Origin of the sequence: Desulfofalx alkaliphila DSM 12257, from assembly GCF_000711975.1 — a bacterium.
Classification (GTDB): Bacteria; Bacillota; Desulfotomaculia; order Desulfotomaculales; family Desulfohalotomaculaceae; genus Desulfofalx; species Desulfofalx alkaliphila.
This window is the reverse complement of record NZ_JONT01000001.1, coordinates 96,079-121,067: the sequence shown is the minus strand read 5'-3', so window position 1 is coordinate 121,067 and position 24,989 is coordinate 96,079. Positions and strand designations below refer to the sequence as shown.

Below are 24,989 nucleotides of genomic sequence, written 5' to 3'. Positions count from 1 at the left end.
GTCATTTTATCATAATTTGTCAATGTGCACAATATTATACAGCCTACCAAACACCTTATGCAGTTTCAATGTCCGCGATTTCTTTTAATCCCAGTATATCAATGGCCTGCTCTCTAAGTTTATACTTTTGCACCTTACCGCTGGCTGTAACAGGGTAGCTATCAACAAATAGCACATATTGCGGTATTTTATAGCGAGCAATTTTGTCCACGCAGTACTCTTGGATTTCTTCCTTGGTCAATACCGTTCCCTCTTTCACCTTGATAAAGGCAAGCACCTCTTCGCCATATTTTTGGCTGGGCACCCCAACCACCTGTACCTCTTTAACCTTGGGGTGGGTGTACAAGAACTCTTCTATTTCCCGGGGGTAAATATTTTCACCGCCCCTTATTATCATATCCTTTAATCTGCCGGTTATTTTTAAATAACCTTTTTCATCAACAACACCCAAGTCACCGGTGTGCAGCCAACCGTCTTGGTCTATGGCCAAGGCAGTGGCCTCAGGGTTTTTGTAGTATCCCTTCATTACATTATACCCACGGGCACAAACCTCACCCTGCACACCCGGCGGCAATTCTTCCCCGGTGTTAGGATCCACCACCTTCATTTCTACGTTGGGAAGGGCCTTGCCCACGGTATTTACCCGCACTTCTATGGGGTCATCGGTACGGGTCATGGTGATACCCGGCGACGATTCAGTTTGGCCGTAAGTGATGACAATCTCGGTCATATTCATTTTATCTATGACCTTTCTCATCACTTCTATGGGGCAGGGGGAGCCGGCCATAATTCCCGTACGCAAAGAGCTCAGGTCGTAGTTGCCCTTGTCTAGACACTCCAGTTCTAAAATAAACATGGTCGGTACCCCGTGTACCGCAGTACAGCGCTCTTTTTCTACCGTTTCTAACACCCGGTATGGGTTAAAGGATTCCAGCGGTACCATGGTGGCTCCGCTAACCACACAGGTTAAGGTTCCCAACACGCATCCAAAGCAGTGGAAAAAAGGCACCGGTATACAGAGCCGATCTTTATGGGAAAAGTTTAAACACTGGGCCACACTGCGGGCATTGCCCACCAAGTTGGTATGGGTAAGCATTACTCCTTTGGGAAAACCGGTTGTTCCTGATGTATACTGCATATTAATAACATCGTCGGGATCCAAGGATGCCATTCGTTCATCTAATTCCTCCTCAGACACCTGGTCAGCCATGGCAAGTAAATCCGACCAGGTAAACATTCCCGGTTTTTTCTCGTCAGTTAGATTAATAACGTTTTTCAAAAGGGGCAAACGCTGGCTCTTTAGTTGGCCGGGTTCAGCATCCTTTAGCTCCGGACATAGTTCATAGATGATATCATAGTAGTTAGAGTTTTTAATTCCGCCAATCATAAACAGGCTGGTGCTGTCAGACTGCTTTAACAGATACTCTAACTCAAAGGCCTTGTAATTTGTGTTCACAGTAACTAACACTGCCCCCATTTTACAGGTGGCAAACTGCATCAGCACCCATTCGGGAACGTTGGTGGCCCATACCGCAATGTGCTCACCTTTTTTTATTCCCAAGGCCATTAATGCCCGTGCCACCAGGCGGCACTTGCTGTTAAACTCACTGTAGGTAAGGCGCAAGTCCCTATCGGTATAAACCACCGCATCGTTATCCGGATATTTTTTCGCCACATCTTCCAACACCTGCCCAATGGTCACCTTGTCAATTTTTTGCATACTTCTCCCTCCTAAATCATATCAGAATATTCTGTAATCTACTTATAATAAATGTTTGAAAGTTCTTCCAAGCTTCCCCCTTAAGAATACAAAAAAACTTCTCATCCCTGAAGGGACGAGAAGTTTTCCCGCGGTACCACCCTAATTGGTTATATATGGTGGAGCTGAGGGGAATCGAACCCCTGGCCTCTTGAATGCCATTCAAGCGCTCTCCCAATTGAGCTACAGCCCCATATAACACCCTCTTCAAGTACGTAACGAGTACTAAACGTCATGGAGTACATATCCCCCACAAATCTCAGAGGCGAGTTCAATGTTAGGCTCACCGTCTCACACCTTACGACGGCTCTCTGCAGAGCGGTACCATTTACTACTCCTCATCATCGATATTTTTCGATGTTTTGCTGTATCAATGTAACGATGTTTATTATAAGACAACAAGACAAGGTTGTCAATACCACTTTACATGTTAATTTTGGCTAACCACTGAATTATTCACCACTTGAGCATCTCCCCACAGTCTTTCCAGGTTATAAAATGCGCGCTCTTCTTCCCTGAACACATGCACCACCACGTCGCCATAATCAAGTAATATCCAATTGCCTTCCCGCAATCCTTCCCGACGTTTGGGAGCCACCCCACGCTCAATCAGCCTATCAATAATGTTTTCAGCTATGGCCTTTACCTGTATGCCGGTTTGACCGCTGCAAATTACGAAGTAGTCGCAAATGACCGAAATGCCACTAATGTTCAGCACGGTGATATCTTGGGCCTTTTTTTCTTCTGCAGCATTCCGGGCTACATCCACTATCTGTTGGATGCTAAGTGTCAATTCCATACCTCCTTGTTTAGCTGACATTTATTTTATTAGTAAATATACTCAAACTTTTAGCAATTGTTACAGTTCAATTCCATTAGCAGGGCGTTACGAGCCTCCACCGCTGTAGGGTGTAGTAAATATCTTGATTTTATCACACTTGCCATTTTAAATTCAAGACAGTTCAAGACCGCAAGGTTTAAATTGTCCTTGCAGGCATAAACCTCTTTCCTCAACCGGTTTACACCCTTATAGCTGCGGCCCGGTTCTATGGAGTCGGCCACCATCAATACCTTTGCTAAATCATCCATCCTGCCGGAGCCCAGGGTATGAATACTAATTGCCTGCAGTACATCGGGCTGCAGCACACCGTATTCCTGCCGGGCAATCATGGCCCCCACAGGACCGTGAAGCATGGCCGGAAAATGGCGATAAACAAGATCAAGCTCAATGCCAAATTCTTTGGCCAGCTGCAGCAGTTTGTCGTCGGCATAATCCCGGGCACAGTCGTGCAGCAGGGCCGCCAACTCTGCCTTCTCCGGATCCACATTAAAATGTGCCGCCAACTGCCGAACTGTATTAACCACTCCCAAAGTATGTTCATAGCGGTGGGCAGAAATATTATGCTTTAATTTTTCTTCTATGTTTTTGCTCTTCATGGGCTTGTTACCTCTTGATAAATCACTCCAGGCTAAAGTATAACAAGTGTGGTGTATTTGGGCAAGTTTTACAAAAGGTAACAAGGGTCTTATAGAGAAAAAAACCTCCTATCCCAAAGGGGCGGAGGTTCCAGTAATTACTCTCTGGCCTTGGCTTCATTTACAGTGATTACCCGGCCCTCTAATTCTGCGCCGTTTAATGCTTCAATCATTTTGTCAGCATCTTCATCATTTACTTCCACAAAACCAAAGCCCCTTGATCTGCCTGTTTCACGGTCAGTTATCACCCGACTTGAAATCACTTCACCGTAAGCTTCAAAGGCTTCTTTTAAATCATCGGCCTTGGTGGTCCATGGTAGGTTGCCTACATACAGCGTGCGTGCCAAATTTCCTCACCTCTTTCCAGTGCTATCTAAGTTTAGCCTGTCTCTATTATTTGCAGATGGAAAAGCAGTGATTCAAATTTAGCAGGGCAAAGATTTTCCAGCTCTTACAGGTAAAGGCGATGGTTTTTAATATATTTTTCCACAGGCTCCGGCAGTAAGTATTTTATCGGTTCACCCTTTCTTACCCGCCGGCGAATATCGGTGCTGGAAATGTCCAAGGCAGGAACAGACAGGGGAATTATATTTTTTAATTTTTCTTCCGGTAAATCTTTAAGTTTTTCTTTTAAATTGCCAATATCAAAACCCGGCCTGGTGGCAGCCACAAAGCAGCACAGGGACAGTAGTTGGTTCACATCTTTCCAGGTCATTATTTCCAGCACCCCATCGGCGCCGGTGATAAAGTACAGTTTTTCAGGGCGGTATAGCTGGTGCACCGCCTTGACAGTGTCCACGGTGTACGAAGGACCGGGGCGGTCAATTTCTAAGGTAGAAACCATAAAGGCGTCATTTGATGCCACTGCCAATCGGGTAATGGCCAGCCGGTGTCTTGCCGAAGATATGGGCACCCCTTCTTTGTGCGGCGGCCTGGCAGCAGGAATAAACAAAACTTTATCACAATTAAAATTATGGCGCACCTGGTCGGCAACCAGCAGGTGGCCGTAATGAATGGGGTCAAAGGTGCCCCCCATTATTGCCAGCGTACTCATCTTATTTAACCACCTTTAACGGTATTTGATCTGTCAGTGCAACGTAGGGCGGTTTAAGGGCACACCGCCAGGCATAAACCTCTACACCGCACCTTATTCCATAGGCAAGGGCATCGGAAAACTTTCTGTCCCGGGGGGTATTGGGGGCAAAAGAGCTTGCGTCTGTCCGCTGTACCACAAACAATACCACCCCCCGGTACCCTTGCTGTACCGCCCGGACAAGGTCCAACAGATGTTTAGTGCCCCGTTCAGAGGGGGCATCGGGAAATTTGGCCATGCCCTCCTCCACCAGGGTTACTGATTTTACTTCTATGTAGCAGTCCCTTTGGTGTCCCTGCTGCAAGAAAAAGTCAAAACGGCTGCCGCCAAATTTTTGTTCAGGGCTAATGGACCTATAACCCTGTAGGGCAGGCAGTTGTTGTTCAAGCAGGGCTTCCTTCACCAAGCGGTTAGGCAGCAGCGAGTCTATGGACACCCAATGGGATTGATACCTCACCATCAGCAGTTTGAAGTCGGTACGTCCCCCGGGCTTGCCGGGGGTAACCAAGACCGGCACCCCGGGCACCAAGAGTTCACCCATACGGCCGGAGCTGGGCACATGGGCCCGATAAGAACGGCCGCCTATTGTCACGATAGCCACAAAGCGGTTTAATCGTTCGTTAAAAACAGCTTCAATTAATTTGTCAGCAACCTTTATTTGTGTCATGAATATCCTTCCAAGGGCTCTGCGAGCAAAAATCTTATTAATTCCCACCAAGGGCTATTTTACCAAATATGCGGCCACTTTTAAATAAACTTAAACAATATTGCTCTCATTGCCCAATGCTGCCAGCAATTACATAGAGGGCATCAAGGCATAGCGTTGAAATAAGACTTGTGAAAAATATATAGGGAAAGGAGTTTATTTTTTTGCGCAGTCATTTATACCCTACCTTTGCGGTGGACCATGAAAACTTTGAAAAGGCCTTACCGGTGGCCCTGGGTTTATCCCAAAAACTAAATATGCCTTGCCGTTATTGGAAAACCGGCGATTATTATGTTATCGCTTTTAAGGATCAAGCCATTAACCGGGGTTTTTATTATACCCACAAACACGAGCAAGAAATGATTTCTGTTTTAGAAAACCACATTGATTTTCATTTGGTTTACACCAAAGAAGAAAAATTTCAAAACGGTAAAAAATTATCCTAATCTCTACATAGTTAGAGTAAACAAAAAGGGGTGGCTCTTTAACTGCCCACCCCTTTTTTATCTGTATTTTTATTCTCTAATGTGGCCATCACCATAAACGACGTATTTTATGGTGGTCAGCTCCTTTAAGCCCATGGGCCCCCGGGCATGGAGCTTTTGGGTAGAGATGCCAATTTCCGCACCAAAGCCAAATTGGTGCCCGTCGGTAAACCGAGTGGAGGCATTGACATAAACGGCGGCGGCATCAATTTCTTGCACAAAGCGACGGGCGGTACTGTAGTTTTCGGTTACTATGCATTCAGAGTGCTTGGTGCCAAAACGGTAGATGTGTTCGGCTGCCTCTGCAAAATCTTCTACCACCTTTACGGCAACAATTAAGTCTAAATACTCTGTGAGGTAGTCTTCTTCACCGGCCTCCTTTACCCAGTTGACAATACTCTTGGTGGCAGGGCAACCCCGCACCTCCACCCCCCGGGCCCGAAGTTCGCCCAATACATGGGGCAGGAATTCAGCCGCAAGCTCTTTGTGGACCAGCAATGTTTCAGCGGCATTGCACACCCCCGGACGATGGCACTTGGCATTAACCGCAACGGCCCGGGCTTTCTCCAAGTCGGCGTCCTTGTCTATATACACATGGCAGTTTCCCACACCGGTCTCTATTACCGGCACAGTGGCATTTTCCATCACCGATTTAATTAAACCCGCCCCGCCGCGGGGGATTAAGACATCAATGTAACCGTTTAACTTCATCATATCCTTAACAGTCTGTCGGCCGGTATCCTCCACCATGGCTATCGAGCCAGGGGGCAAACCGCTTTTTTCAGCGGCTGCGGCAATTACTGACCCTATGGCCACATTTGAATTAACAGCCTCAGAACCACCCCTTAAAAGCACCGCATTGCCGGCCTTTATACACAGCCCGGCGGCGTCCACGGTAACATTGGGCCTGGCTTCATAAATTATGCCCACCACCCCCATGGGCACACGCACCTGGCCAACTTCCAAGCCGTTGGGCCGGCGCCACATGGACAGCACCTCCCCCACCGGGTCAGGCAGTGCGGCCACCTCCCTCAAACCGGCGGCCATATCAGCTATGCCGGCCTCGGTGAGGCGTAAGCGGTCAAGGAGGGCCGCAGCCATGCCCTTGCTTTGGGCTGCCGCCATATCCCGGCTGTTGGCCTGCAGTATTTCCGCAGCATGCTCCTCCAGCTCCCTGGCCATATTTAACAGGGCCTTATTTTTTACCTCGGTGGACAAATGACCCAGTGTGCGGGCCGCCTCCCTGGCAGCCTCGGCCTTAGCCAGTAAGGTATTATTCATCATTTATTTCCACTCCCCCCAGCAACACCATATTGTTGCGATGCACCACTTCATCATAATCTTTATGGCCTAACACCTTTTCAATTTCTCCGGTTTGCAACCCCTTTATTTTTTGCACTTCCCGGAATGAATAATTCACCATGCCCCGGGCAATTTCCATTCCTCCGCTGTCCACAATGCTGACAGTATTGCCCATCTCAAAGCTGCCCTCTGCATTGACTATTCCCGACGGCAACAATGATTTACCTTGATTTAACAGCGCAGCCTTGGCACCCCGGTCAATTATTATTTTTCCGCATACAGGATTTGCAAAGGCTATCCATCTTTTTTTGTATTCCAGCTTAGCCTCCCGGGGCCAAAATACCGTACCCAACTGCTCGCCCTGAAGCAGGCGGCGAATTAGGTTTGGCTCTGTTGACTTGGCAATTACCATGGGCACACCGGCCTCGCCGGCAATTTTAGCCGCCTGCAGTTTGGTGGCCATTCCTCCGGTGCCCAGGGCACTGCCGGCACCGCCGGCCATCAATTCCAGTTCGCCCGTAACGCCCTTTACCTCATTGAGCAGCCTTGCTTGGGGATTGCTCCTGGGGTCACTGTCGTAAAGACCTTCAATGTCTGACAACACCACCAGCAGTTCTGCATCCAGCATTGAAGCCACCAGCGCCGAAAGGCTGTCATTGTCACCCAGCTTTAATTCATCCACCGAAACGGTGTCATTTTCATTTATCACCGGAATAACCCCTATATGCAAGAGGTGTTCCAGGGCATTGCGGGCATTTAAATACCTGCGCCGGTCGGCAAAATCCCCCCGGGTTAAAAGCACCTGGGCCACCGTGATGCCGTACTCTAAAAAAAACTTTTCATACATATGCACCAATATACCCTGGCCCACCGCCGCCGCCGCTTGTTTTTCCGGCAATGTGCGGGGGCGTCCTTTGAGCCCCAATTTGCCAATACCGGCCCCCACAGCACCGGAACTAACCAATATTACTTCCAGACCGGCATTATGTAAGTCTGCCATTTGACGGACCAGCAATTCCATCTGCAGCAAATTTATTTTGCCGGTTTGGTGGGTAAGGGAACTTGAACCTATCTTTATCACTATTCTTTTTACCTTGCTAAAATCACGCAAAGCCATACAACCACCCCTATGTTGAATGTAATTATATATTTTTATGTATATTTATACAACATAATTTCAAACCCTTATTTAGACAAAAAGGGGTAGGTGACCATACCTGCCCCGAGAATTAATAATCCCTGTTGTTAATTTATTTTCTTGTCAGCATCCCTTGGGTCCCTGCAAAACAGGAGTCCTGCCGCCAGGGCGGTAATGGGGATGGAGAATATCAAGCCAATGCTTCCTGTCAGTGCCCGTACCACTTCGGTGGCAATAAGGTCTGAGTTTATTATTTTAATACCAGGTATATCGTGGGCCATGAACAGTAGGAGTAGGGGCAGCGCCCCTCCGGTGTAAGCTAATATTAGCGTATTTGACATGGTACCCATAATATCCCGCCCCACATTAATGCCTGAACCCAGCAGCTCCTTAAATTTTATGGCGGGGTTGGCCTTTTTAATTTCATCCAGTGCAGACGCGATGGACATGCCCACATCCATCACAGCCCCCAGGGCACCGAGAATCATACCTGAAAAAAGCAGTCCCCGATAATCCAATTCTACTGCCTGCGGTATAAACCGCAACATATACATCTCCTCATCACTGAAGCCGGTCAGTTGGGCAGCGTTACCCACCAGCATGGCCAACAGACCGGCAACAATGACACCCCCGGTGGTGCCAATGATGGCCGACAGGGTCTTCACCGAAAAACCGCCGATAAAGGTTATTGTAATGGCAGTAACTGCCGCACAAACTAACACAGTCATTAAAATGGGATTATAACCCTTTAAAATTGCCGGTAATAACACAAAGATAATGGCCACACCGGTAATTCCCAAGGCCAATACCGAGGTCACACCCCTTATGCCGCCAAATATAATTAACAGGCCGATAAAAGCCAAGAGCAGATACTTCAATACACCGTCCCTTGCGTAATCGCTTATGTAAGCAAGCTTAATGCCATCCCCTTCCAATTCAGCATAGACAATCACCTTATCCCCGGCATTTACCACAATATCGTATTTGGGGTCATTCATTACAATGTGGGTAACCTCCATCACCTGGCCCTTAAATTCACCGCTTAAGATCTCAATTGTCACCAGTTGCTGAATCTCTTCCCCACCGAAAAAATTTCCCAGATCCCCAGAGTGAACCGCCTCTTCCACTTTGAGCACCTTGGCGCGCAGCTTAGTACTGTTTACCACCGCATCCCCTTGATATTCAAGGTCCGGCTGTGCCGTTGCCGGCATGGGCATACAAAACAAAATTAACAAAAATAAAACCATGGTTTTGATTCTCAAAGCAAATCACCCCAAGTAATTTTAGTCAACTAACTTATTATAGCTTATACATGGCAAGGAGGAAAGCCTAAAGGTCATGGGGTGAAAAAGGCGCCGGAGCGGTATGCACCGGCGCCTTTTTAGCATTATCAAAGAAATATCTAGTCTACATATTCAAACTCAAAGTCTTTAATACGCACGGTATCCCCGTCGGCAGCTCCGGCCTCCTGCAGTGCCCTGTAGATGCCCATTTTATCCATAATTCTGCCCAAACGCTCCACCGCTTGGTCGTTGTTTAAATCGGTCATGGCCAGGTGGCGTTCAATTTCTTCGCCGCTGACAACAAAGACCCCCTGCTCTTTTTCCACAGTAAACCGCGGCCCGGGTTTATATGTTACCCGCATTTCTTCCGCCGGTATAATAGGCTCCATCTCTTTGGGTATTTTCTTTAATATTTGGCCAAGCCTTAAAACCAGCTTATCTAGCCCTTGGCCGGTGGCAGCCGACACCGGGAATATCTCATATTTATGGCCCAGTTCCTGCTGCAGGCGTGCAATATGTTGCTCCGCCTCAGGAATGTCAATTTTGTTGGCGGCGACCACCATTGGCCGCTGGGCCAATTGAGCATCATATTTTTCCAATTCCCGGTTAATGACATAAAAATCTTCCACCGGGTCCCTGTCCTCGGTGCCGGCAGCATCAATAACATGCACCAGCACACGGGTGCGCTCCACATGGCGTAAAAATTCGTGACCAAGGCCCACCCCTGCATGGGCACCCTCTATTAAACCCGGTATATCGGCCATTACAAAACTGTCTCCGTCCCCCAACCGCACCACACCCAGGTTAGGCACCAGGGTGGTAAAGGGGTAGTCGGCTATTTTGGGCTTTGCAGCTGAAACGCCGGCTATAATGGTTGATTTGCCGACATTAGGAAAACCCACCAGGCCAACATCGGCAATGAGTTTTAATTCCAAGCTTATCCACCGTTCCTGACCGGGTTCACCCTTTTCTGCAATGGTGGGGGCCTTGTTTTTGGCGCTGGCAAAGCGCATGTTTCCCCTGCCGCCCCGGCCACCCTTGGCAACCACCACCCGCTGGCCGTGTTCGGTTACGTCGGCGATAAAGTGGCCGGTTTCAGCATCGCGTATAATTGTTCCCACAGGGATGCGCAGCACCAGGTCTTGGCCGGCGTGACCGTGCATGCCTTTACCCATGCCGTGCTGGCCACGCTTTGCCTTGTAGTGGCGTTTGTACCTAAAGTCCACCAAGGTGTTTAGTCCTTCGTCAGCCTCTAGAATTATTTCCCCGCCCCGGCCGCCGTCGCCGCCCCAGGGGCCGCCCTCCGGAACGTATTTTTCCCGACGCATGGCCACACAGCCGTTGCCGCCATCGCCGCCCTTTACATAAATTTTCGCCTTATCATAAAACATTAACATCACCTAAATTTTCACTGAGTAATGATACTGCTTGGTATAGTATTGTCTTACCCCTGTTTTTCTAACCTATTTGGCCACTGTAAGTTGAATTTCCCCTTGTCCTGCCGTCATGGCAAGATCAATTTCAAAGGATTGGGCGCGGCAGTATTTTAATTCTCCTGCCAAACCCTCCACCTCCCCACTGCTTAAACCGGGTAAGCCAAATTTAAAGCGGTACTGGGCATCATCTTCATCAAGGGTAAACAAGATTCGGCGGTCCTCAACCCCAGGGCTTGACAATTTTTCCAATGCTAAATTAATACATTCATCTACCCCTTGGGCTAAAACTGAGCCGGCAGTTGTGCATTGGGCCAGATCCGGATTAATTTGATACACAAACTCCGCCTGAATTTTACGGCAGTTATTTATGGCTATCAGCAGCACTGCCTTCAGTTCCGGAATTTTTAGCCTGGTTATTGCAGCCAGTTCTCCCATTTCGCCGCTGACCTTTTTAATATACTCCAGTACCTTGTCGCTTTTATTGAGCTGTACCAGACCGGAAATCACCTGCAAATGATTTAAAAAGTCGTGCCTTTGCACCTGTATTATTTTTAAAAGTTCCTTTGATTTCATTTGCCCCACCCTTCCGGTGTTAATTTCTACCAGCATTTTTATGTTTAAAAAAATCCGGCCATTTGGCCGGATTTTTAAGACATTCGCCTTCACAAGCGTTAGCTTACAACTTCAGTGCTCTCTATAATACTAACTTGCTTTTTATCTCTACCTTTACGTTCAAATTTAACAACACCGTCTTTCATTGCAAACAGTGTATCATCTCCGCCTCTGCCCACGTTAATTCCTGGGTGGATTCTGGTGCCACGCTGACGCACTAGGATGCTGCCGGCGGTAACAAACTGACCGTCGCCCCGCTTGACACCCAGCCGTTTGGCTTCTGAGTCCCGGCCGTTCCGTGAACTTCCTACACCTTTCTTCTGAGCCATTAAACCCCCACCTCCTTTGTTATTAACCGAGGTTTTATCAAATCATGAAGTGTTATGCTTGGATACTCTTTACCACCACTTGGGTAAAGGGCTGACGGTGGCCCTGCTTGCGGCGGTAGTTTTTCTTGGGCTTGTATTTAAAGACAATAATTTTTTTGCCTTTACCGTGGCGAACCACTTCAAGAGTAACTTTTGCACCGTCAACAATGGGGGAGCCAACCTTTATTTGACCTTCCTTTGCTACCATTAAAACACGGTCAATATCAAGGGTTTGACCTGCCTCTAAAGGTAACTTTTCTACATATAAAGTGTCTCCTTCTTGTACCCGGTACTGTTTACCACCTGTTTCAACAATTGCGTACATAACTGCACCTCCCCTGTTTTCAGGACTCGCCGGGCCTAGGTAGGCGTAATTACCTTTTTAACCTTACCCGAGCGGTGTTTAGTAATGTGCAAGACCCATGCACTTACATTTCACCATTTTATCACAACGGATTCAATTGTCAAGAACAGCTTGAGATAGCAAGCAATATTAATTAAACCAGTCTCGCCTTTGCATAGGTGCGGTATACCCTGTCTATCTCCACCTTTACAGTCTTGCCCACCATCATACCCGCACCCTCTATGTCTAAAATATAGCCGTCTATTCGGGCTATACCGTCATTTACATTGGTAATGTGGGTTTCTTCTACCTTTACCTCTAATATTTCGCCGGGGGTAACCAGTTTGGAATTGGAAATTATTTCTTCGCTGTCATAGAGAGGCTTCACCGTTACCTGCTCAATATGATGGCTTGCAGAACCCCGCACATAGAGGTTTTTGCCGGTGCGGGCTTCCAACTCTTTTAGTCCTACACCGCCACTGCCAATAAGCCTTGCTGCCACCAGGGGGTTAGCCTCAACCAATATGGTTTCGGCTCCGGTTCGCCTGGCCAGTTGGCATACCTGGTTTATCAACTGAATGCCCACCGTTTCTTCGGATAGCACCTTGCCTCTGCCTTCACAGTAGGGACAAGCCTTTTGCAACACTTCGCTTAAGCTGGGCCGCACCTTTTTGCGTGTCATTTCTACCAGACCCAACTGTGTTATGCCTAAAATATTTGTTTTTGTTTTATCGGCTTTAATTTTTTCTTCCAAAAGGCTGAGCACCTGCCGGCGGTGCTGTTCCTCTTCCATATCAATAAAGTCCACGATGATGATGCCACCTATGTTGCGCAACCTCAATTGCCTGGCAATCTCCACAGCGGCATCTAAATTTGTTTTTAGCACAGTGTCTTCCAGGTTGGTGCTGCCCACATACTTTCCGGTATTCACATCAATGGCGGTCAGTGCCTCGGCCTGGTCTATGACTAGGTAGGCACCGCATTTTAACCACACCCGCCGTTTTAGTGCCTTTTCCAGCTCTAAATCAATGCCCATTTCTTCAAACAAGTTTTCTTTTTCTTCTAATTTTACTTTTACCTTTAGTTTTGGGTCTATTAGATCTAATAACTCCAGCACTCTTTCATATTCATAGCGGGAGTTAATCACCATACGGTTAACATCCTCGCTGAAGGCATCCCTTATCACCCGGTGCACCAGCTCTAAGTCCCGGTGTACCAGGTTGGGTACCGGCCCGTTATTGGCTTTGTTTTTTACCTTTTGCCACAGTTTTACCAGCACCTGCATATCCTGCTGAATTTCTTCTTCTTCCATACCTTCCGCCACTGTGCGCACTATTACACCCATGCCCTCGGGCTTTAATTGGTTGGCTATTTCCTTTAAACGCTCTCGCTCTTCTTCCCGCTCAATACGGCGGGAAATGCCAACATAATCCACCGTAGGCATCAATACCATAAATCTTCCCGGCAGGGTAATATGGGTGGTAACCCGGGGGCCTTTGGTGCCAATGGGCTCCTTTATTATCTGTACAATGATATCTTGGCCCTGCTTTAGTACATCACCTATATTTACATTCACCACACCATGTTGATGGCCGTCTCCCCGGGAAGGTATGGCATCTTCCACATACAAAAAAGCATTTTTTTCTAACCCAATGTTCACAAAGGCCGCCTGCATTCCGGGCAGCACGTTTTCCACCCTGCCCTTATAAATGTTACCCACCAAGCGCTGGTTTTGGGAGCGTTCAATGAATATTTCCACCAATTGGTGGTCTTCCATCACCGCCACCTTGGTTTCTTCCTCTACAACATTAACAAAGATTTCTTTATACATACTATCCTCTCCTGAGGCAATCTCACATTTACACTACCACAGCTCTTCCCTTGCATCACCGCTGCTGCCATGTAACCCTGTCCGGTATATACGGCAAAGGGCATATTCTATTGGTAATCCTGCCTTTTTTAACTCTTTCAGCAACTCTTCGGGGCGCACGTTTCCGCCACTGCCTGTGGCCAATTCAGTTTCTATTACTATTTCACCCTTTTGTACATAGCCTTTTAAATTAATTATTCCCGGCCGGATGTCGGCGGTTTTTAATTTACCCTTTACTTTTCGTTCTACCTTTAAGGCCCTTTGGCCTAATATTTCATCCACAACACGCTCTACCCCTGGGGTATCAATTTCCTCGGCAAGGGGACATTCCATGCGATAGCTGGCCTGCTTCACCCTTGCCATCAGCGGTTTTTCTTTTTCACCGACCTGCCGAACTTCCACCACTTTAATTCCCATGGGCAGGTTTTTGTTTAACTGCTCGGCAATATGTTCCGGTGGCAGTTCAACTGTCAATTCCATATCTACAAATTCCTTTTCTCCGATAACCCCCAAAGCCAAGGGAACCGCAAAGCTTATTTTGGGATGGGGGTTAAAACCCTGTGAGTAAGCCATGGGCATTTCTGCCCGGCGGGCGGCACGCTCGAATACCCTGGTGAGATCAAGGTGAGAAATGTAGCGCGAAATACCCGCCTTTGCAAACATAATTCTATAACGGGGCATGGCCATCACCACCCTTTAGTATCACCGGTTTGATGTCTAAACTGGGGCACAGACCGCAGCCGGGACATTTACCGCCCCGACAATCAACAGTCACCTTTCCTGCCACAGCCCTTTTGTGTTCCCTTGCCAGGTATTTTTTGCTCACACCCGCATCTATGTGATCCCAAGGCAGCACATCATCATAGTTGTAGCGCCGATAGGCATACCAAGCGGCATTTAAGCCCAGATCTTCAAAGGCCTTGAGCCACAGGTCATACTTAAAGCACTCACTCCAACCATCAAACTTACAGCCCAGCCGGTGGGCCCGCAAGAGCACCGCCCCCAGTCTGCGATCACCTTTAGCTAGGGCAGCTTCTAAAAAACTGGTTTCCGGATGATGATAATTATACACTATGTTTTTGCCCTTTAACTTTTCTTTTAAGTACAGCTGTTTGTTTTTTAATTCTTCCAAGGTGTTTTGGGGTTCCCACTGAAAGGCAGTGTGGGACTTGGGCACAAAAGACGACACACTGACCGTTACTTTTAGCCTCCCTCTATTGACCCCTTGGCTTACACCGGCCTCCACCACCGCCTTAGCTAAATTGGCAATGCCATCTAAATCTTGGTAGGTTTCGGTGGGCAAACCAAGCATAAAGTAGAGTTTTATGGAATGCCAACCTGCCCCAAAGGCCGCAGTGACAGCACTGATTAAGTCTTCCTCTGTTACCCCTTTATTAATTACATCCCGCAGTCTCTGGGTTCCCGCCTCCGGAGCAAAGGTAAGGGTGGACTTGCGCACCCGCTGTACCTCTTTGGCCAAATCAATGGAAAAGGCATCTACCCTTAACGAAGGCAGTGACACATTAACCCCTTTTTCACTGTGGGTGTCCAGCAGGGCTGTAATCAAGGGCTGCACTTGGGAGTAGTCAGCGGTGGACAGTGAAGTAAGGGAAATCTCATTGTGGCCGGTGCTTTTAAGCATGTCAGCGGCTTGTTTTTTCAAGGTCTCCGGGCTTTTTTCCCGCACAGGTCGGTATAAAACACCGGCCTGGCAAAAACGGCAACCGCGGGTACACCCCCGCTGCACCTCTAACATAACCCGATCATGCACCACTCCAATGGAAGGCACAATGGGACGGCTGGGAAAAGGTGCATTGTCCACATCTTTTAACAGGCGCTTTCGCACCTGCTTCGGCACCCCAGGGTGTTTAGGGGTAACAGATTTTAATTGACCGTCTTCGTAATAGTCCACGGTATAAAGTGCCGGTACATAGACACCTTCCACTGCGGCCAGCTTTAACAGGAGCTGGCTGCGGTTTAGTTTCTCTGCCCGGGCCTTTTTGTAGACATCAATTAGTTCGTGCAGCACCTCTTCGCCTTCCCCAATGGTGAAGGCATCAATAAAATCTGCCATGGGCTCTGGGTTAAAGGCACAGGGGCCGCCGGCAATAATCAGCGGCATTGTTTCATCCCGCTGGGCACTTAGCAGCGGCAAGCCTGCCAGGTCCAGCATGTTTAATATGTTTGTAAAGGTCATTTCATACTGCAGTGTAAAGCCAACAATGTCAAAGTCCCGCACCGGCCGGTGGGATTCAAGGGTAAAAAGCGGCAAGCCATGGCTGCGCATTAGTTCTTCCATATCCAGCCACGGCGCAAAGGTTCGCTCCAGCAATGCGTCTTCCCGGCTGTTCACCAGGTTATAAATTATTTGTAGTCCCAAATAGGACATGCCCACTTCGTAGGTATCAGGAAATGCAAAGGCCATGCGCACCTCTGTATTATCCCAATCCTTTTGGACAGAGTTCCATTCCCCGCCTGTATAACGGGCGGGTTTTTGCACCTGCAATAAGATTTTCTCTAATTGTTGCTGCATAGTATATTTAAAACCCCTTTTTATTGTAGTATTGGCAAAACTGACCATTAGAATATTTTATATAATTTTTCTATATAAATCAATTATGCCCAAGGGGGGGTGTCACTAATTATTTTACCCACAGGATAATCCATGCCGTGTTTTAATAGGGCATCCACCACCTGGGTTTCTGTGATTATCCCTTGATACTGCATTTCTTTATTCATTAAAATTATCAAAAAAAACTTTTGAGGCACAAAGGGTTTAATAACTTCCCTTAAAGGCACCTGTTCCAGGACCACTATCGTTTCTGAGGGCATTACCCCCAATTGGGACATTTCTTCTTTTTTCTGGGTAAGCTGTCTGACAAACAAGTAGGGGGCAGTGCCCTTCTCCCGGGTGGCTGCGTAGAAAATAAATAAGCCCAAAATTATTAAATCCAGGCCTGTAAGGCCCAGCAGTAAGCCCAGGGTTGCCAATGACGTAATGATTACCGCCCAGGCTTGGCCCATACCAATACACAGGTAGGTGGCCTCCCTGAGCCCCATCCATTGGGCCAGATAAGCCCTCAGTACCCGGCCACCGTCCAATGGCAGGGCCGGCAACAGGTTAAAGAGCATGAGCATGACATTGCACTGTAAAAAAAAGCGGCCCAATTCATCGTCCCACAAGCCGTAGCTGTGAAATCCCAGGGCCACACCTATCATGACCAGATTAGCAAAGGGTCCGGCCATTGCTACCAGCATTTCCTTTTTGGTGTTTAAGGCTAACTCACTGCCCAATCGGGCAACGCCGCCAAAGGGCAGCAGTTCTATTGCCACCACCTGCACACCTAAACGCATGGCTGCAACTGTATGGGCTATTTCGTGTATCAGCACCACCGCAAATAAGATTAAGCCCTTGTCCAGTATGCCGGCAATAAAGAATAAACTCAGCTGTACGATAAACCAGCCGTTGATATGTAAGTCAATACCGTATACCCGCCCAACTCTCATGCCACCATATCACCCCCTGGGCTAAACACCTGTAACTTAATGAGCGGGTCCACCAGTTTGTGATTTTCCCTAATTTCAAAATGCAGCCCGGGCTCTTTGCCCCCTGCCACTGTACCAATGGGCATTTCCTGTTGTATTTCTTGGCCTTCGGTGACATGGATTTCTCCCAGTCCGGCATACATGGTAAAGTCACCGTTGCCATGGTCTATTAACACATAATTACCCAGGTCTTTTTCTTCCCCCAGGCGAGCCACCTTCCCGCTCCGGGCAGCCCTAACTTCAGTTCCCTCCCGGCAGCTGATAAAAATGCCGGAGTTAAATACCTCTAACCCATCACTGTCTTTTATCCAGCCATATTGGCGCACCACCCGGCCGGATACCGGTATGGCATACTGGCCGGCATCGCTTGGGGGCGCAAGTACCGGGCTGGTGCCGGGCACATCATTAAAAAAGGGTATATCGATATTCACTGCCTGCAAACCCAACTGCACCGCCTTATCTAAAGCCGGCCGGTAATCCCAATCGGTGGTGAGCATATATTTTAGCCCTTCTCTGGCCTGAATGCCTACGGGGTGGTTAGTTTCCCGCAGGGTAAGCACCACCAAAAAAATGGCCAAAGCCACCGCCACCCGGCAAAGGGTTTTGAAGGGCCTTTTGCTTTGTTTTTTTGAATAGTAGGAATCCCAGCTGTTATCCTTATATCTTTTCAAATAATTGCTGCCGGAATAAATGTTGGGGTAATTATCTAAATAATTGTTTGACTTTCTCTTAAAAGGAAAATTAAATCGAGGAATGTTAAACTTTCTTAAGCGTGGAAATCTAGGCAGTTTCACCTTCTATACCTCCTTGGAAAAGCATTGCTCCGCCGCTCACTTATTTCATTCAGAGCTGAGGGATAAATCCGGACAGGCTTGTCAATACAATATATGAGGTATAAAGGCAAATATGACTGCCCAAGATGGCTGAATTTAAAAAATAGTATTAGATGCAACTGAAGGCATGGACGGTATAAAAAACCGCGCCGTAAAGAGCAAGGCGCGGTTTTAATTAAAATATTAACTTCTTTCTTCGGCAGTAGACGTTTTGCAGTATGCCAATGGCTATCAAATTGGCCAAAAGTGAACTGCCTCCGTAACTGAACAGCGGCAGCGGCACACCGGTTACAGGCATAATGCCAATGGTCATGCCCACATTTACCAGCACGTGAAAGACCAGCATTGAAACCACTCCAAAGCACAGCAGCATGCCAAAGGTGTCCTTGGCCCTGGAGCCGATGTATATGCCCCGGTAAACTATAATAAAAAACAAGGTCAGCAGCAGCGTGGTGCCTATGAAGCCCATCTCTTCACCCACCACCGAAAAAATAAAGTCGGTATGCTGCTCAGGCAGAAAGTTTAGCTGGTTTTGGCTGCCGTTAAAAATTCCTTTGCCAAAAATGCCGCCGGAACCAATGGCTATTTGGGATTGAATGATATGATAACCGTGACCCAAGGGGTCCCGAAAGGGATCAACAAAAATGGTCAGCCTGTTTACCTGGTAATCCTGCAGTGGTAACCACACTTTTCCCGGGAACTTCATAAAGGCATACAGCCAGCCAATTCCTACGGCAGCGCCACCGCCGATAAGTCCGGCCAACAGTTTGGCATTGGCCCCGGCCATAAATAACATGCCAAACATGATGGCAATAAAAATCAAAGAGGTGCCTAAATCGGGCTGCAATAAAATCAAAAGCATGGGAAGGGCGACAAAGGCAAAGGCCGGTATTAAATCGGTTATGGTATTTAATTTGCCTTCCCGCTGGGATAAAAAGTGGGCAAAGGTAATGATGATTATTATTTTAGCAAATTCCGAGGGCTGAAAAGCAAAGGGCCCGATGGGAATCCAGCGCTGCGCCCCCAGGGCAGTAAAACCTAAAAACATAACTGAAAGAAGCATGAGTAAGTTAATAATATACAAGATCCTGGTATATTTGGCCCAATCCTCATAGTTTATAGATATGACAATGGTCATCAGCACCAGGCCCAAGACCAGGGCAATCAGTTGTTTTATAACAAAACCCATGGCGTTGAGGTTAATTACCCCTAAGAAAAAGCGACCTTCTTCGCCCATGTGCACCGGGGTGGTGACATGGGTGGCGCTGGCTATGGTGATTAGGCTCAATGCAATAACCAGCAATACAGTGGTGAGCAGTATATAGTCAAGTCTTCGTAGCACCCTACGAGATATCATTTTTTCCTCCTAACCAGCATGCCCGGTGGCATAGGCAACTTAACCGGACCGCTGTAAAAACCTATCTTTGGGCAGTGTGTTAAAGCTATTTTTTCACCGGCCTTCGGCATTTATATTACTATATCAGTAGGCAAAAAACAATGAGGGGCTCAATTTATGAGCCCCTAGTTACTTCTGCTTGCCCCTGGCCTATTACCGACACGTTTCATTCTTTTTACCGGAATATTAGCCACCAGCGCCACCTGATTGTCGCTGCTGTCTAAACTGACTTCTAATGATTTTTCATCAATTTCCATGTACTTTGAAATAACTCCAATTAAGTCTACCTTTAAGGAGTTAAGTAGTTCAGGGGAAACGTTAGCCCGATCGTGTACCAGTACCAAGCGCAATCTCTCTTTGGCAACATTTTTACTGGCACCGGTATCTCTACCAAATACACGGCTTAAAAAGTCTAACACCTTTACCCCCCCTTACTTTAGGCCAATCATGCGACGCAGTACGCCGAAAAATCCGCCGTTATCTTCCAGGTTCATCAGTGGTACATCTTCACCCTTTATTCTCCTGGTGATATTGCGATATGCCTGCCCCGAAAGAGATTTTTCGTCCCTTACCACCGGCTCACCCTTGTTGGTGCTAATTACTACCTGATCATCCTCGGGTACCACCCCTAAAAGATCGATGGCCAATATTTCTATCATATCATCTATACTCATCATATCGCCGGCTTTAACCATACGGGAGCGCAGGCGATTAATTACCAGTTTAGGATCCCGCAGTTCGGCAGCCTCCAATAGGCCTATGATGCGGTCAGCATCACGCACTGCCGATACTTCCGGTGTGGTTACCACTATTGATCTGTCCGCACCGACTATGGCGTTTTTAAAACCCTGCTCAATGCCCGCCGGGCAATCAATAATTACGTATTCAAATTCCTTTTTTAAATCTTCGCAAAGTTTACGCATTTGATCCGTTGTTATGGCAGTTTTATCTTTGGTTTGGGCCGCCGGCAACAGGTGCAGTCCCTCTAAACGTTTGTCTTTGATTATTGCTTGACGCAAACGGCAATTACCATGGGCCACATCGACAATATCGTAAACTATGCGGTTTTCTAAGCCCAATACTACATCAAGATTTCTTAAACCGATGTCAGCATCCACCAATACTACTTTGTGGCCTTGGATTGCCAGGCCGGTTCCGATATTGGCAGTGGTGGTGGTTTTGCCCACCCCTCCCTTACCGGAGGTTACCACAATTACTTCGCCCATACTGCTGTTCCTCCTTACGTATACCGCCAGGTATTTACACTAAATTTATGATTACTACTTATGAAGCCTTTCAGACTGAAAGGCTTCAATGGTAACAACACCGTCTTTCAAACTGGCCATTTCGGCATCTAGGCCGGGGCTTGTTTCACCGTCAGGAGCTCGGGTGATATGGTTTGCAATGCGCAATTGGGTGGGTAAGAGTTTTAATGCCACCACCACCGATTTGGTATCCCCTGTGGCCCCGGCGTGAACAACACCACGTAATGAACCCATAACGATAACATCGCCGGTTGCAACAACCTCAGCCCCAGGGTTGACATCCCCCAGAATTACAATGTTTCCGTCATAAGAAATATTTTGACCCGAACGCAGCGTGCGCTGCACCAGGATGGTGTTTTCGTCAAAAATATTATCTAAGTCCTTTGCAGCGGCTTTGGAGCCAGCCTTATTTTGGCTATCACTATCCCGGTACAAATTTCCACGACCTCCTGTTTTCTTGACTAAATATACATTTCTACACACTATAAACCAATTCCTTCTAATGGAAATTAAAAATAACGGGGTTTTTTAGCCCGTTATTTTTGTTTATCTGTATTATTTAGACAATATACTGCTTAATCCGGCGTATACAGCAATTGTCCTTCCATGGGCTTACCGCCAAAGTAGGCAGCCAAGACGTCGTGTACCACCGGGCCGGCTCCGCCGCCGCCTCTGCCCGCATGTTCAATTACCGCAGCAACTGCTATTTGAGGATTATCTGCCGGGGCATAGGCTACCATTAAACCGTGGTTATCTCGCCCCTGTACCTCGGCGGTACCGGTTTTTGCCGCCACCGGCACCGGTATATCGTTAAAGAGCGGCGCCGTTCCCCCCGCTTGCGTCACTTGAGCCATACCCTCTCGGATTATGGCTAAATTTTCAGGGGATATATCTACCCTTCTAATTACCTCCGGTGAAAATTTTTTTACGCTGCGCCTTTTGTGGTCAACGATTTCTTTTACCAGGTGCGGCTTGTACAAGGTACCCCCATTGGCTATGGTGGCTGTAAATGCAGCCAACTGTAGGGGCGTATATTTGCTGATACCCTGACCGATGGAAGAAATAACGGTATCGTAATTATGCCATTCCAGCTCCCAATGAATACCCAAACGCTCATTTCGCAGTTGACTTCTCAAACGACGCCGCTCCTCCTCAGTGGCAGCAGCGGCCATCAATGCATCGTACCTCTCTTCTATCTCGTCCAAAAGCTGCTGTTTTTCTGCCGTCAAATATTGTTTAAACAAGCGGTACTTATTTTCAGGGGTAGGTAAAACCCCGCGCTGTTCGCCCGGCAAATCAATTCCGAGCACGGTACCCAAGCCAAGTTGGGCAGCATACTCCGCCATGGCTTGGTGGCCCATCTCCAGCCCGAAGTGATAATAGTAGGTGTTGCAGGAAACCTTTAAAGACTTAATGGCGTCCACGTTTCCATGGCCCCCATGCAGCCAGCACCTATATGACTCACCGTCCACAATTTTATAACCGGGATCAAACACCTTGGTATCCGGTTGAATAACCCCGGTCTCAAGGCCTGCAGCAATTACCGCCATTTTGTAGGTAGAACCGGGTGGGTAGGCAATTAATGCCCGGTTATTAAAGCGTTGGGCCACCGGGTCGTAAAGCTCCGCCAGCATATCCTCGGTAAGTCGCTGGGCAAATACAGTGGGGTCGTAGGTGGGATAGCTGGCCATGGCAATCACCCCACCGGTATGTACATCCAGCACCACCACCGCCCCGGCATGGGCGTCGGGGTACTGCTGCTGTAAAGTTTCAATTTGAGCCTCTAAGGCCCTTTCCGCCGCCTGCTGCACCTTATGGTCAATGGTAAGTATCAGGTTGTTGCCGGGTACCGGCTGTGATATGCCCAAATCACGTACCGGACGGGCCATGGCATCTACCTCTACCTGTCGGGCACCCGGTGTTCCCCGCAGATATTCCTCATACATATATTCCAGCCCTGTCTGGCCGTACATATCCCCCAGCCGGTAGCCCTTTTCTTCGTTTTCTTTCAGTTGTTCTTCGTTAATCTCCTGAACATAGCCCGTCAAATGAGATGCAATGCTGCCCTGGGGGTACGAACGTACCGGTTCAACATCAATTACCACACCGGGTAGTTCCAGACGATGCTGTTCAATTTCTAATACCGTTTCTAACGGCACGTTAGAAACAATCCGCACCGGCTGGTATAGGCGCAGTTTCTGAGCTTCTAATTTTTCATGTATTTCATCCGGACTCATGTCCAGTATTTCAGCCAGCCGCTCTACCACCAAACCGATATTTTTTAAACCCAAATAAACCAGCGATACGGTATAGACCGGCTGGTTGCTGACAATTTTTGTTTGGCCGTCCCGGGCCAGCATTTCCCCCCTGGGTGCCGGGATGTGAATTAGCCGCATATGATTTTGTTGGGCCAAAGTTTGGTATTTGTCCACATGAAAAAATTGAAGGTAGGCCAACCTTCCTGCTAATATTAAAAAAACTGCTACCACAATAGCGGTAAACACCTTGGTCTTTTGTTTAATTACCTTGCGCTCCATTGCTTTACCCTTTCTATAAATCCGGTGTTTTTAACAGACCACGGGTATTGGAACGGTAAAACAAACCGTACAAAAACGGGGTAAGCAGCCCATTGTAGAAGGTCACAGGTAATATTACCGTCAAGAGCGCGCTACCCACAGAAATTTTTATTCCCACCATCAACAATAGCAAAAAATTAATTGTTTGTCCAACCAAGGTTCCCGCCATGGCGACAAATACTGCAATGAAAGTATTTTCCTGGTATAGCCTCTCTTCACCCATACCGGCCAGGTAGCCCACTGCCATTTTAGACAGGGCATTTAAACCAATATAATGGCCCGTTGCAAAATCCATCAACAGCCCTGCCAAAAAGCCTAAATAGGCCCCCTCCCGCGGGCCATGAATAAAACCATAAAATATTACTATTAACATAATCAGGTCGGGCTTTGCCCCTAAGATTCTGATAAAATCAAAGACGGTGGCCTGTAAAATCAGTGCCACCCCAACAATTAAAAACAGCAGTACTCCGCGCAATTTTCTCAATACCTTTCTGTGAACCGGAAAGCCTTTAGGCCTTTCATGGTCGCCCTGGGATACCTAACGGAACTAAGGCGACCATAAAAAAACCAAACAAAAACCTTTTACTCCGGTTCTTCCTCTAAATCTTCTTCATCTTCATCACCGTAAAGGGCCTCGTTTAAATCATTGGCGTCTAAAGGCAAATATATCTCAGGATTATAGACTTCCATTACTATGAACACTTCTTCCAAAAGGCGGAAATCCACCGCCGGATTAAGCAATGCTATTTGAAACAAGCCCCCCGGGTCGTTTTCTGCGGATATTATTTCACCTATGCCTATACCCGGCGGATAAATGCCCCCCACACCGGAACTGACCACCATTTGCCCTTCCTCCAGCGGTGCATCCTTTGGCAGGTGAATCATCCTCAGTACACCGGCACTGTTGGCAACCCCTTCCACCACACCGGGCATACGGTTTTGCTGTACCACTGCACCCACGCCGCTGCGGGGGTCAGTAATCAACAAGACCTCTGCCGTTCTTTCTGAAACGGCCACCACCCGTCCCACCAATCCTTCGGGAACGAGCACCGCCATATCCCGGGCAATTCCATCAACAGCCCCTTTATTCACTGTAAAGGTGCTAAACCAATTGCTGGGGTCACGGCCAATAATACCGGCGGTCATGAGGCGGTAGTTATCAACATTAAACTCCTGGTAGTTAAGCATTTCTTTAAGCCTTATGTTTTCTACCCGCAGCTCTTCCAGCCGCTGTAATTTACCCTCTAAAACCCTTATCTCTTCCCGTAAACGTTCATTTTCTGCCCCCTGGCTCCCCAGGGATAGCACAAAGGAAAAGGCGTCCTTAATGCCCCTGCTTATACTCATTGTTACTGTTTGCAGAGGGGAAAGGGCATCCTTTACCGCTCCCTCAATGGGAGTAAGCTGCCCCCTGTTTAATGAGGTAACCCTCATCACCAGCAGCACCACAACAACCAATATAACTAAGTAAAATATTTTTCGGTAGCTATTGCGGGTCACTC

26 protein-coding genes and 1 tRNA gene are annotated in these 24,989 nt (G+C 47.7%); 1 reads left to right on the top strand and 26 read right to left on the bottom strand.

The features are described 5' to 3' along the window. Positions 1-55: 55 nt before the first annotated feature. The 7 genes from BR02_RS0100615 to sfsA all read right to left on the bottom strand — a co-directional run bounded on the left by BR02_RS0100615 (position 56) and on the right by sfsA (position 4,995). Complete coding sequence (locus tag BR02_RS0100615; protein WP_031513208.1) at positions 56-1,720, bottom strand: AMP-binding protein; 1,665 nt, start codon at positions 1,718-1,720, stop codon at positions 56-58. 156 nt (positions 1,721-1,876) lie between these two features. Then, positions 1,877-1,952: transfer RNA gene (locus tag BR02_RS0100610), tRNA-Ala, on the bottom strand. Positions 1,953-2,189: 237 nt separating this feature from the next. Next, positions 2,190-2,552, bottom strand: coding sequence for a ribosome silencing factor (rsfS, locus tag BR02_RS0100605; protein WP_031513206.1), 363 nt, complete (start codon positions 2,550-2,552; stop codon positions 2,190-2,192). Positions 2,553-2,608: 56 nt separating this feature from the next. Further along, complete coding sequence (gene yqeK / locus BR02_RS0100600) at positions 2,609-3,196, bottom strand: bis(5'-nucleosyl)-tetraphosphatase (symmetrical) YqeK (protein ID WP_031513204.1); 588 nt, start codon at positions 3,194-3,196, stop codon at positions 2,609-2,611. A gap of 137 nt (positions 3,197-3,333) precedes the next feature. Continuing rightward, on the bottom strand, positions 3,334-3,582 hold the full coding sequence (locus tag BR02_RS0100595) for an RNA recognition motif domain-containing protein (RefSeq protein WP_031513202.1): 249 nt from the start codon (positions 3,580-3,582) through the stop codon (positions 3,334-3,336). Positions 3,583-3,686: 104 nt separating this feature from the next. Next, positions 3,687-4,289, bottom strand: a complete 603-nt coding sequence (nadD, locus tag BR02_RS0100590; RefSeq protein ID WP_031513200.1) for a nicotinate-nucleotide adenylyltransferase — start codon at positions 4,287-4,289, stop codon at positions 3,687-3,689. A 1-nt stretch (position 4,290) separates the two neighbouring features. After that, positions 4,291-4,995 (bottom strand): DNA/RNA nuclease SfsA, encoded by a 705-nt coding sequence (gene sfsA / locus BR02_RS0100585; protein WP_031513197.1) that lies wholly within the window; start codon positions 4,993-4,995, stop codon positions 4,291-4,293. 203 nt (positions 4,996-5,198) lie between these two features. Between sfsA and BR02_RS0100580 the strand changes: the two genes are divergently transcribed. After that, the gene (locus BR02_RS0100580; RefSeq protein ID WP_031513195.1) at positions 5,199-5,480 is read left to right on the top strand and encodes a hypothetical protein; all 282 of its coding nucleotides are present in this window, start codon (positions 5,199-5,201) and stop codon (positions 5,478-5,480) included. 69 nt (positions 5,481-5,549) lie between these two features. Here BR02_RS0100580 and BR02_RS0100575 read toward each other — a convergent pair whose 3' ends face one another. From BR02_RS0100575 to mreC, 19 genes are all read right to left on the bottom strand, one after another. Further along, on the bottom strand, positions 5,550-6,803 hold the full coding sequence (locus BR02_RS0100575) for a glutamate-5-semialdehyde dehydrogenase (RefSeq protein ID WP_031513193.1): 1,254 nt from the start codon (positions 6,801-6,803) through the stop codon (positions 5,550-5,552). Further along, a complete protein-coding gene (gene proB / locus BR02_RS0100570) occupies positions 6,793-7,938 on the bottom strand; it encodes a glutamate 5-kinase (protein WP_031513191.1) in 1,146 nt (381 codons plus the stop codon). Before proB ends, BR02_RS0100575 begins: the two co-directional genes overlap by 11 nt. Positions 7,939-8,066: 128 nt before the next feature. Then, positions 8,067-9,221, bottom strand: coding sequence for a YibE/F family protein (locus BR02_RS0100565; protein WP_114638749.1), 1,155 nt, complete (start codon positions 9,219-9,221; stop codon positions 8,067-8,069). Between the two features lie 140 nt (positions 9,222-9,361). Beyond that, entirely contained in the window at positions 9,362-10,633 is a 1,272-nt protein-coding gene (gene obgE / locus BR02_RS0100560) for a GTPase ObgE (RefSeq protein ID WP_031513188.1), read from the bottom strand. A gap of 72 nt (positions 10,634-10,705) precedes the next feature. Beyond that, the gene (locus BR02_RS0100555) at positions 10,706-11,287 is read right to left on the bottom strand and encodes a Spo0B domain-containing protein (RefSeq protein WP_169738546.1); all 582 of its coding nucleotides are present in this window, start codon (positions 11,285-11,287) and stop codon (positions 10,706-10,708) included. Between the two features lie 62 nt (positions 11,288-11,349). Then, complete coding sequence (rpmA, locus tag BR02_RS0100550) at positions 11,350-11,619, bottom strand: 50S ribosomal protein L27 (protein ID WP_031513184.1); 270 nt, start codon at positions 11,617-11,619, stop codon at positions 11,350-11,352. Positions 11,620-11,671: 52 nt separating this feature from the next. Further along, on the bottom strand, positions 11,672-11,983 hold the full coding sequence (rplU, locus tag BR02_RS0100545; protein ID WP_031513182.1) for a 50S ribosomal protein L21: 312 nt from the start codon (positions 11,981-11,983) through the stop codon (positions 11,672-11,674). Positions 11,984-12,155: 172 nt separating this feature from the next. Then, positions 12,156-13,832, bottom strand: coding sequence for an Rne/Rng family ribonuclease (locus BR02_RS0100540; RefSeq protein WP_031513180.1), 1,677 nt, complete (start codon positions 13,830-13,832; stop codon positions 12,156-12,158). A gap of 33 nt (positions 13,833-13,865) precedes the next feature. Beyond that, the gene (locus tag BR02_RS0100535; RefSeq protein ID WP_169738545.1) at positions 13,866-14,534 is read right to left on the bottom strand and encodes a TIGR03936 family radical SAM-associated protein; all 669 of its coding nucleotides are present in this window, start codon (positions 14,532-14,534) and stop codon (positions 13,866-13,868) included. Positions 14,535-14,538: 4 nt separating this feature from the next. Beyond that, positions 14,539-16,404, bottom strand: a complete 1,866-nt coding sequence (locus BR02_RS0100530; RefSeq protein WP_031513176.1) for a TIGR03960 family B12-binding radical SAM protein — start codon at positions 16,402-16,404, stop codon at positions 14,539-14,541. 83 nt (positions 16,405-16,487) lie between these two features. After that, a complete protein-coding gene (locus tag BR02_RS0100525) occupies positions 16,488-17,378 on the bottom strand; it encodes a M50 family metallopeptidase (protein WP_031513173.1) in 891 nt (296 codons plus the stop codon). Continuing rightward, entirely contained in the window at positions 17,375-18,211 is an 837-nt protein-coding gene (locus tag BR02_RS0100520; protein WP_051688038.1) for a murein hydrolase activator EnvC family protein, read from the bottom strand. Before BR02_RS0100520 ends, BR02_RS0100525 begins: the two co-directional genes overlap by 4 nt. 214 nt (positions 18,212-18,425) lie before the next feature. Further along, positions 18,426-19,607: a rod shape-determining protein RodA gene (gene rodA, locus BR02_RS0100515; RefSeq protein WP_031513170.1), complete on the bottom strand. Its 1,182-nt coding sequence runs from the start codon at positions 19,605-19,607 to the stop codon at positions 18,426-18,428. A 164-nt stretch (positions 19,608-19,771) separates the two neighbouring features. After that, positions 19,772-20,065, bottom strand: a complete 294-nt coding sequence (minE, locus tag BR02_RS0100510) for a cell division topological specificity factor MinE (RefSeq protein WP_031513168.1) — start codon at positions 20,063-20,065, stop codon at positions 19,772-19,774. Between the two features lie 12 nt (positions 20,066-20,077). Continuing rightward, on the bottom strand, positions 20,078-20,872 hold the full coding sequence (gene minD / locus BR02_RS0100505; RefSeq protein ID WP_031513166.1) for a septum site-determining protein MinD: 795 nt from the start codon (positions 20,870-20,872) through the stop codon (positions 20,078-20,080). 54 nt (positions 20,873-20,926) lie between these two features. Further along, entirely contained in the window at positions 20,927-21,346 is a 420-nt protein-coding gene (gene minC, locus BR02_RS0100500; RefSeq protein WP_031513164.1) for a septum site-determining protein MinC, read from the bottom strand. Positions 21,347-21,486: 140 nt separating this feature from the next. Further along, on the bottom strand, positions 21,487-23,448 hold the full coding sequence (gene mrdA / locus BR02_RS0100495; protein WP_031513162.1) for a penicillin-binding protein 2: 1,962 nt from the start codon (positions 23,446-23,448) through the stop codon (positions 21,487-21,489). Between the two features lie 13 nt (positions 23,449-23,461). Continuing rightward, positions 23,462-23,971: a rod shape-determining protein MreD gene (gene mreD / locus BR02_RS0100490; RefSeq protein WP_238442364.1), complete on the bottom strand. Its 510-nt coding sequence runs from the start codon at positions 23,969-23,971 to the stop codon at positions 23,462-23,464. Positions 23,972-24,069: 98 nt separating this feature from the next. Further along, on the bottom strand, positions 24,070-24,987 hold the full coding sequence (gene mreC, locus BR02_RS0100485; RefSeq protein ID WP_084170869.1) for a rod shape-determining protein MreC: 918 nt from the start codon (positions 24,985-24,987) through the stop codon (positions 24,070-24,072). Between the last annotated feature and the right edge of the window lie 2 nt (positions 24,988-24,989).

What these genes read in the sequence shown, in the direction of transcription:
- BR02_RS0100615 (WP_031513208.1), bottom strand. Translation starts at nt 1,720, where the DNA reads ATGCAAAAAATTGACAAGGTGACCATTGGGCAGGTGTTGGAAGATGTG.
- yqeK (WP_031513204.1), bottom strand. Translation starts at nt 3,196, where the DNA reads ATGAAGAGCAAAAACATAGAAGAAAAATTAAAGCATAATATTTCTGCC.
- nadD (WP_031513200.1), bottom strand. Translation starts at nt 4,289, where the DNA reads ATGAGTACGCTGGCAATAATGGGGGGCACCTTTGACCCCATTCATTAC.
- sfsA (WP_031513197.1), bottom strand. Translation starts at nt 4,995, where the DNA reads ATGACACAAATAAAGGTTGCTGACAAATTAATTGAAGCTGTTTTTAAC.
- BR02_RS0100575 (WP_031513193.1), bottom strand. Translation starts at nt 6,803, where the DNA reads ATGATGAATAATACCTTACTGGCTAAGGCCGAGGCTGCCAGGGAGGCG.
- proB (WP_031513191.1), bottom strand. Translation starts at nt 7,938, where the DNA reads ATGGCTTTGCGTGATTTTAGCAAGGTAAAAAGAATAGTGATAAAGATA.
- obgE (WP_031513188.1), bottom strand. Translation starts at nt 10,633, where the DNA reads ATGTTTTATGATAAGGCGAAAATTTATGTAAAGGGCGGCGATGGCGGC.
- BR02_RS0100555 (WP_169738546.1), bottom strand. Translation starts at nt 11,287, where the DNA reads ATGCTGGTAGAAATTAACACCGGAAGGGTGGGGCAAATGAAATCAAAG.
- rpmA (WP_031513184.1), bottom strand. Translation starts at nt 11,619, where the DNA reads ATGGCTCAGAAGAAAGGTGTAGGAAGTTCACGGAACGGCCGGGACTCA.
- rplU (WP_031513182.1), bottom strand. Translation starts at nt 11,983, where the DNA reads ATGTACGCAATTGTTGAAACAGGTGGTAAACAGTACCGGGTACAAGAA.
- BR02_RS0100540 (WP_031513180.1), bottom strand. Translation starts at nt 13,832, where the DNA reads ATGTATAAAGAAATCTTTGTTAATGTTGTAGAGGAAGAAACCAAGGTG.
- BR02_RS0100535 (WP_169738545.1), bottom strand. Translation starts at nt 14,534, where the DNA reads ATGTTTGCAAAGGCGGGTATTTCGCGCTACATTTCTCACCTTGATCTC.
- BR02_RS0100530 (WP_031513176.1), bottom strand. Translation starts at nt 16,404, where the DNA reads ATGCAGCAACAATTAGAGAAAATCTTATTGCAGGTGCAAAAACCCGCC.
- BR02_RS0100525 (WP_031513173.1), bottom strand. Translation starts at nt 17,378, where the DNA reads ATGAGAGTTGGGCGGGTATACGGTATTGACTTACATATCAACGGCTGG.
- rodA (WP_031513170.1), bottom strand. Translation starts at nt 19,607, where the DNA reads ATGATATCTCGTAGGGTGCTACGAAGACTTGACTATATACTGCTCACC.
- minD (WP_031513166.1), bottom strand. Translation starts at nt 20,872, where the DNA reads ATGGGCGAAGTAATTGTGGTAACCTCCGGTAAGGGAGGGGTGGGCAAA.
- mrdA (WP_031513162.1), bottom strand. Translation starts at nt 23,448, where the DNA reads ATGGAGCGCAAGGTAATTAAACAAAAGACCAAGGTGTTTACCGCTATT.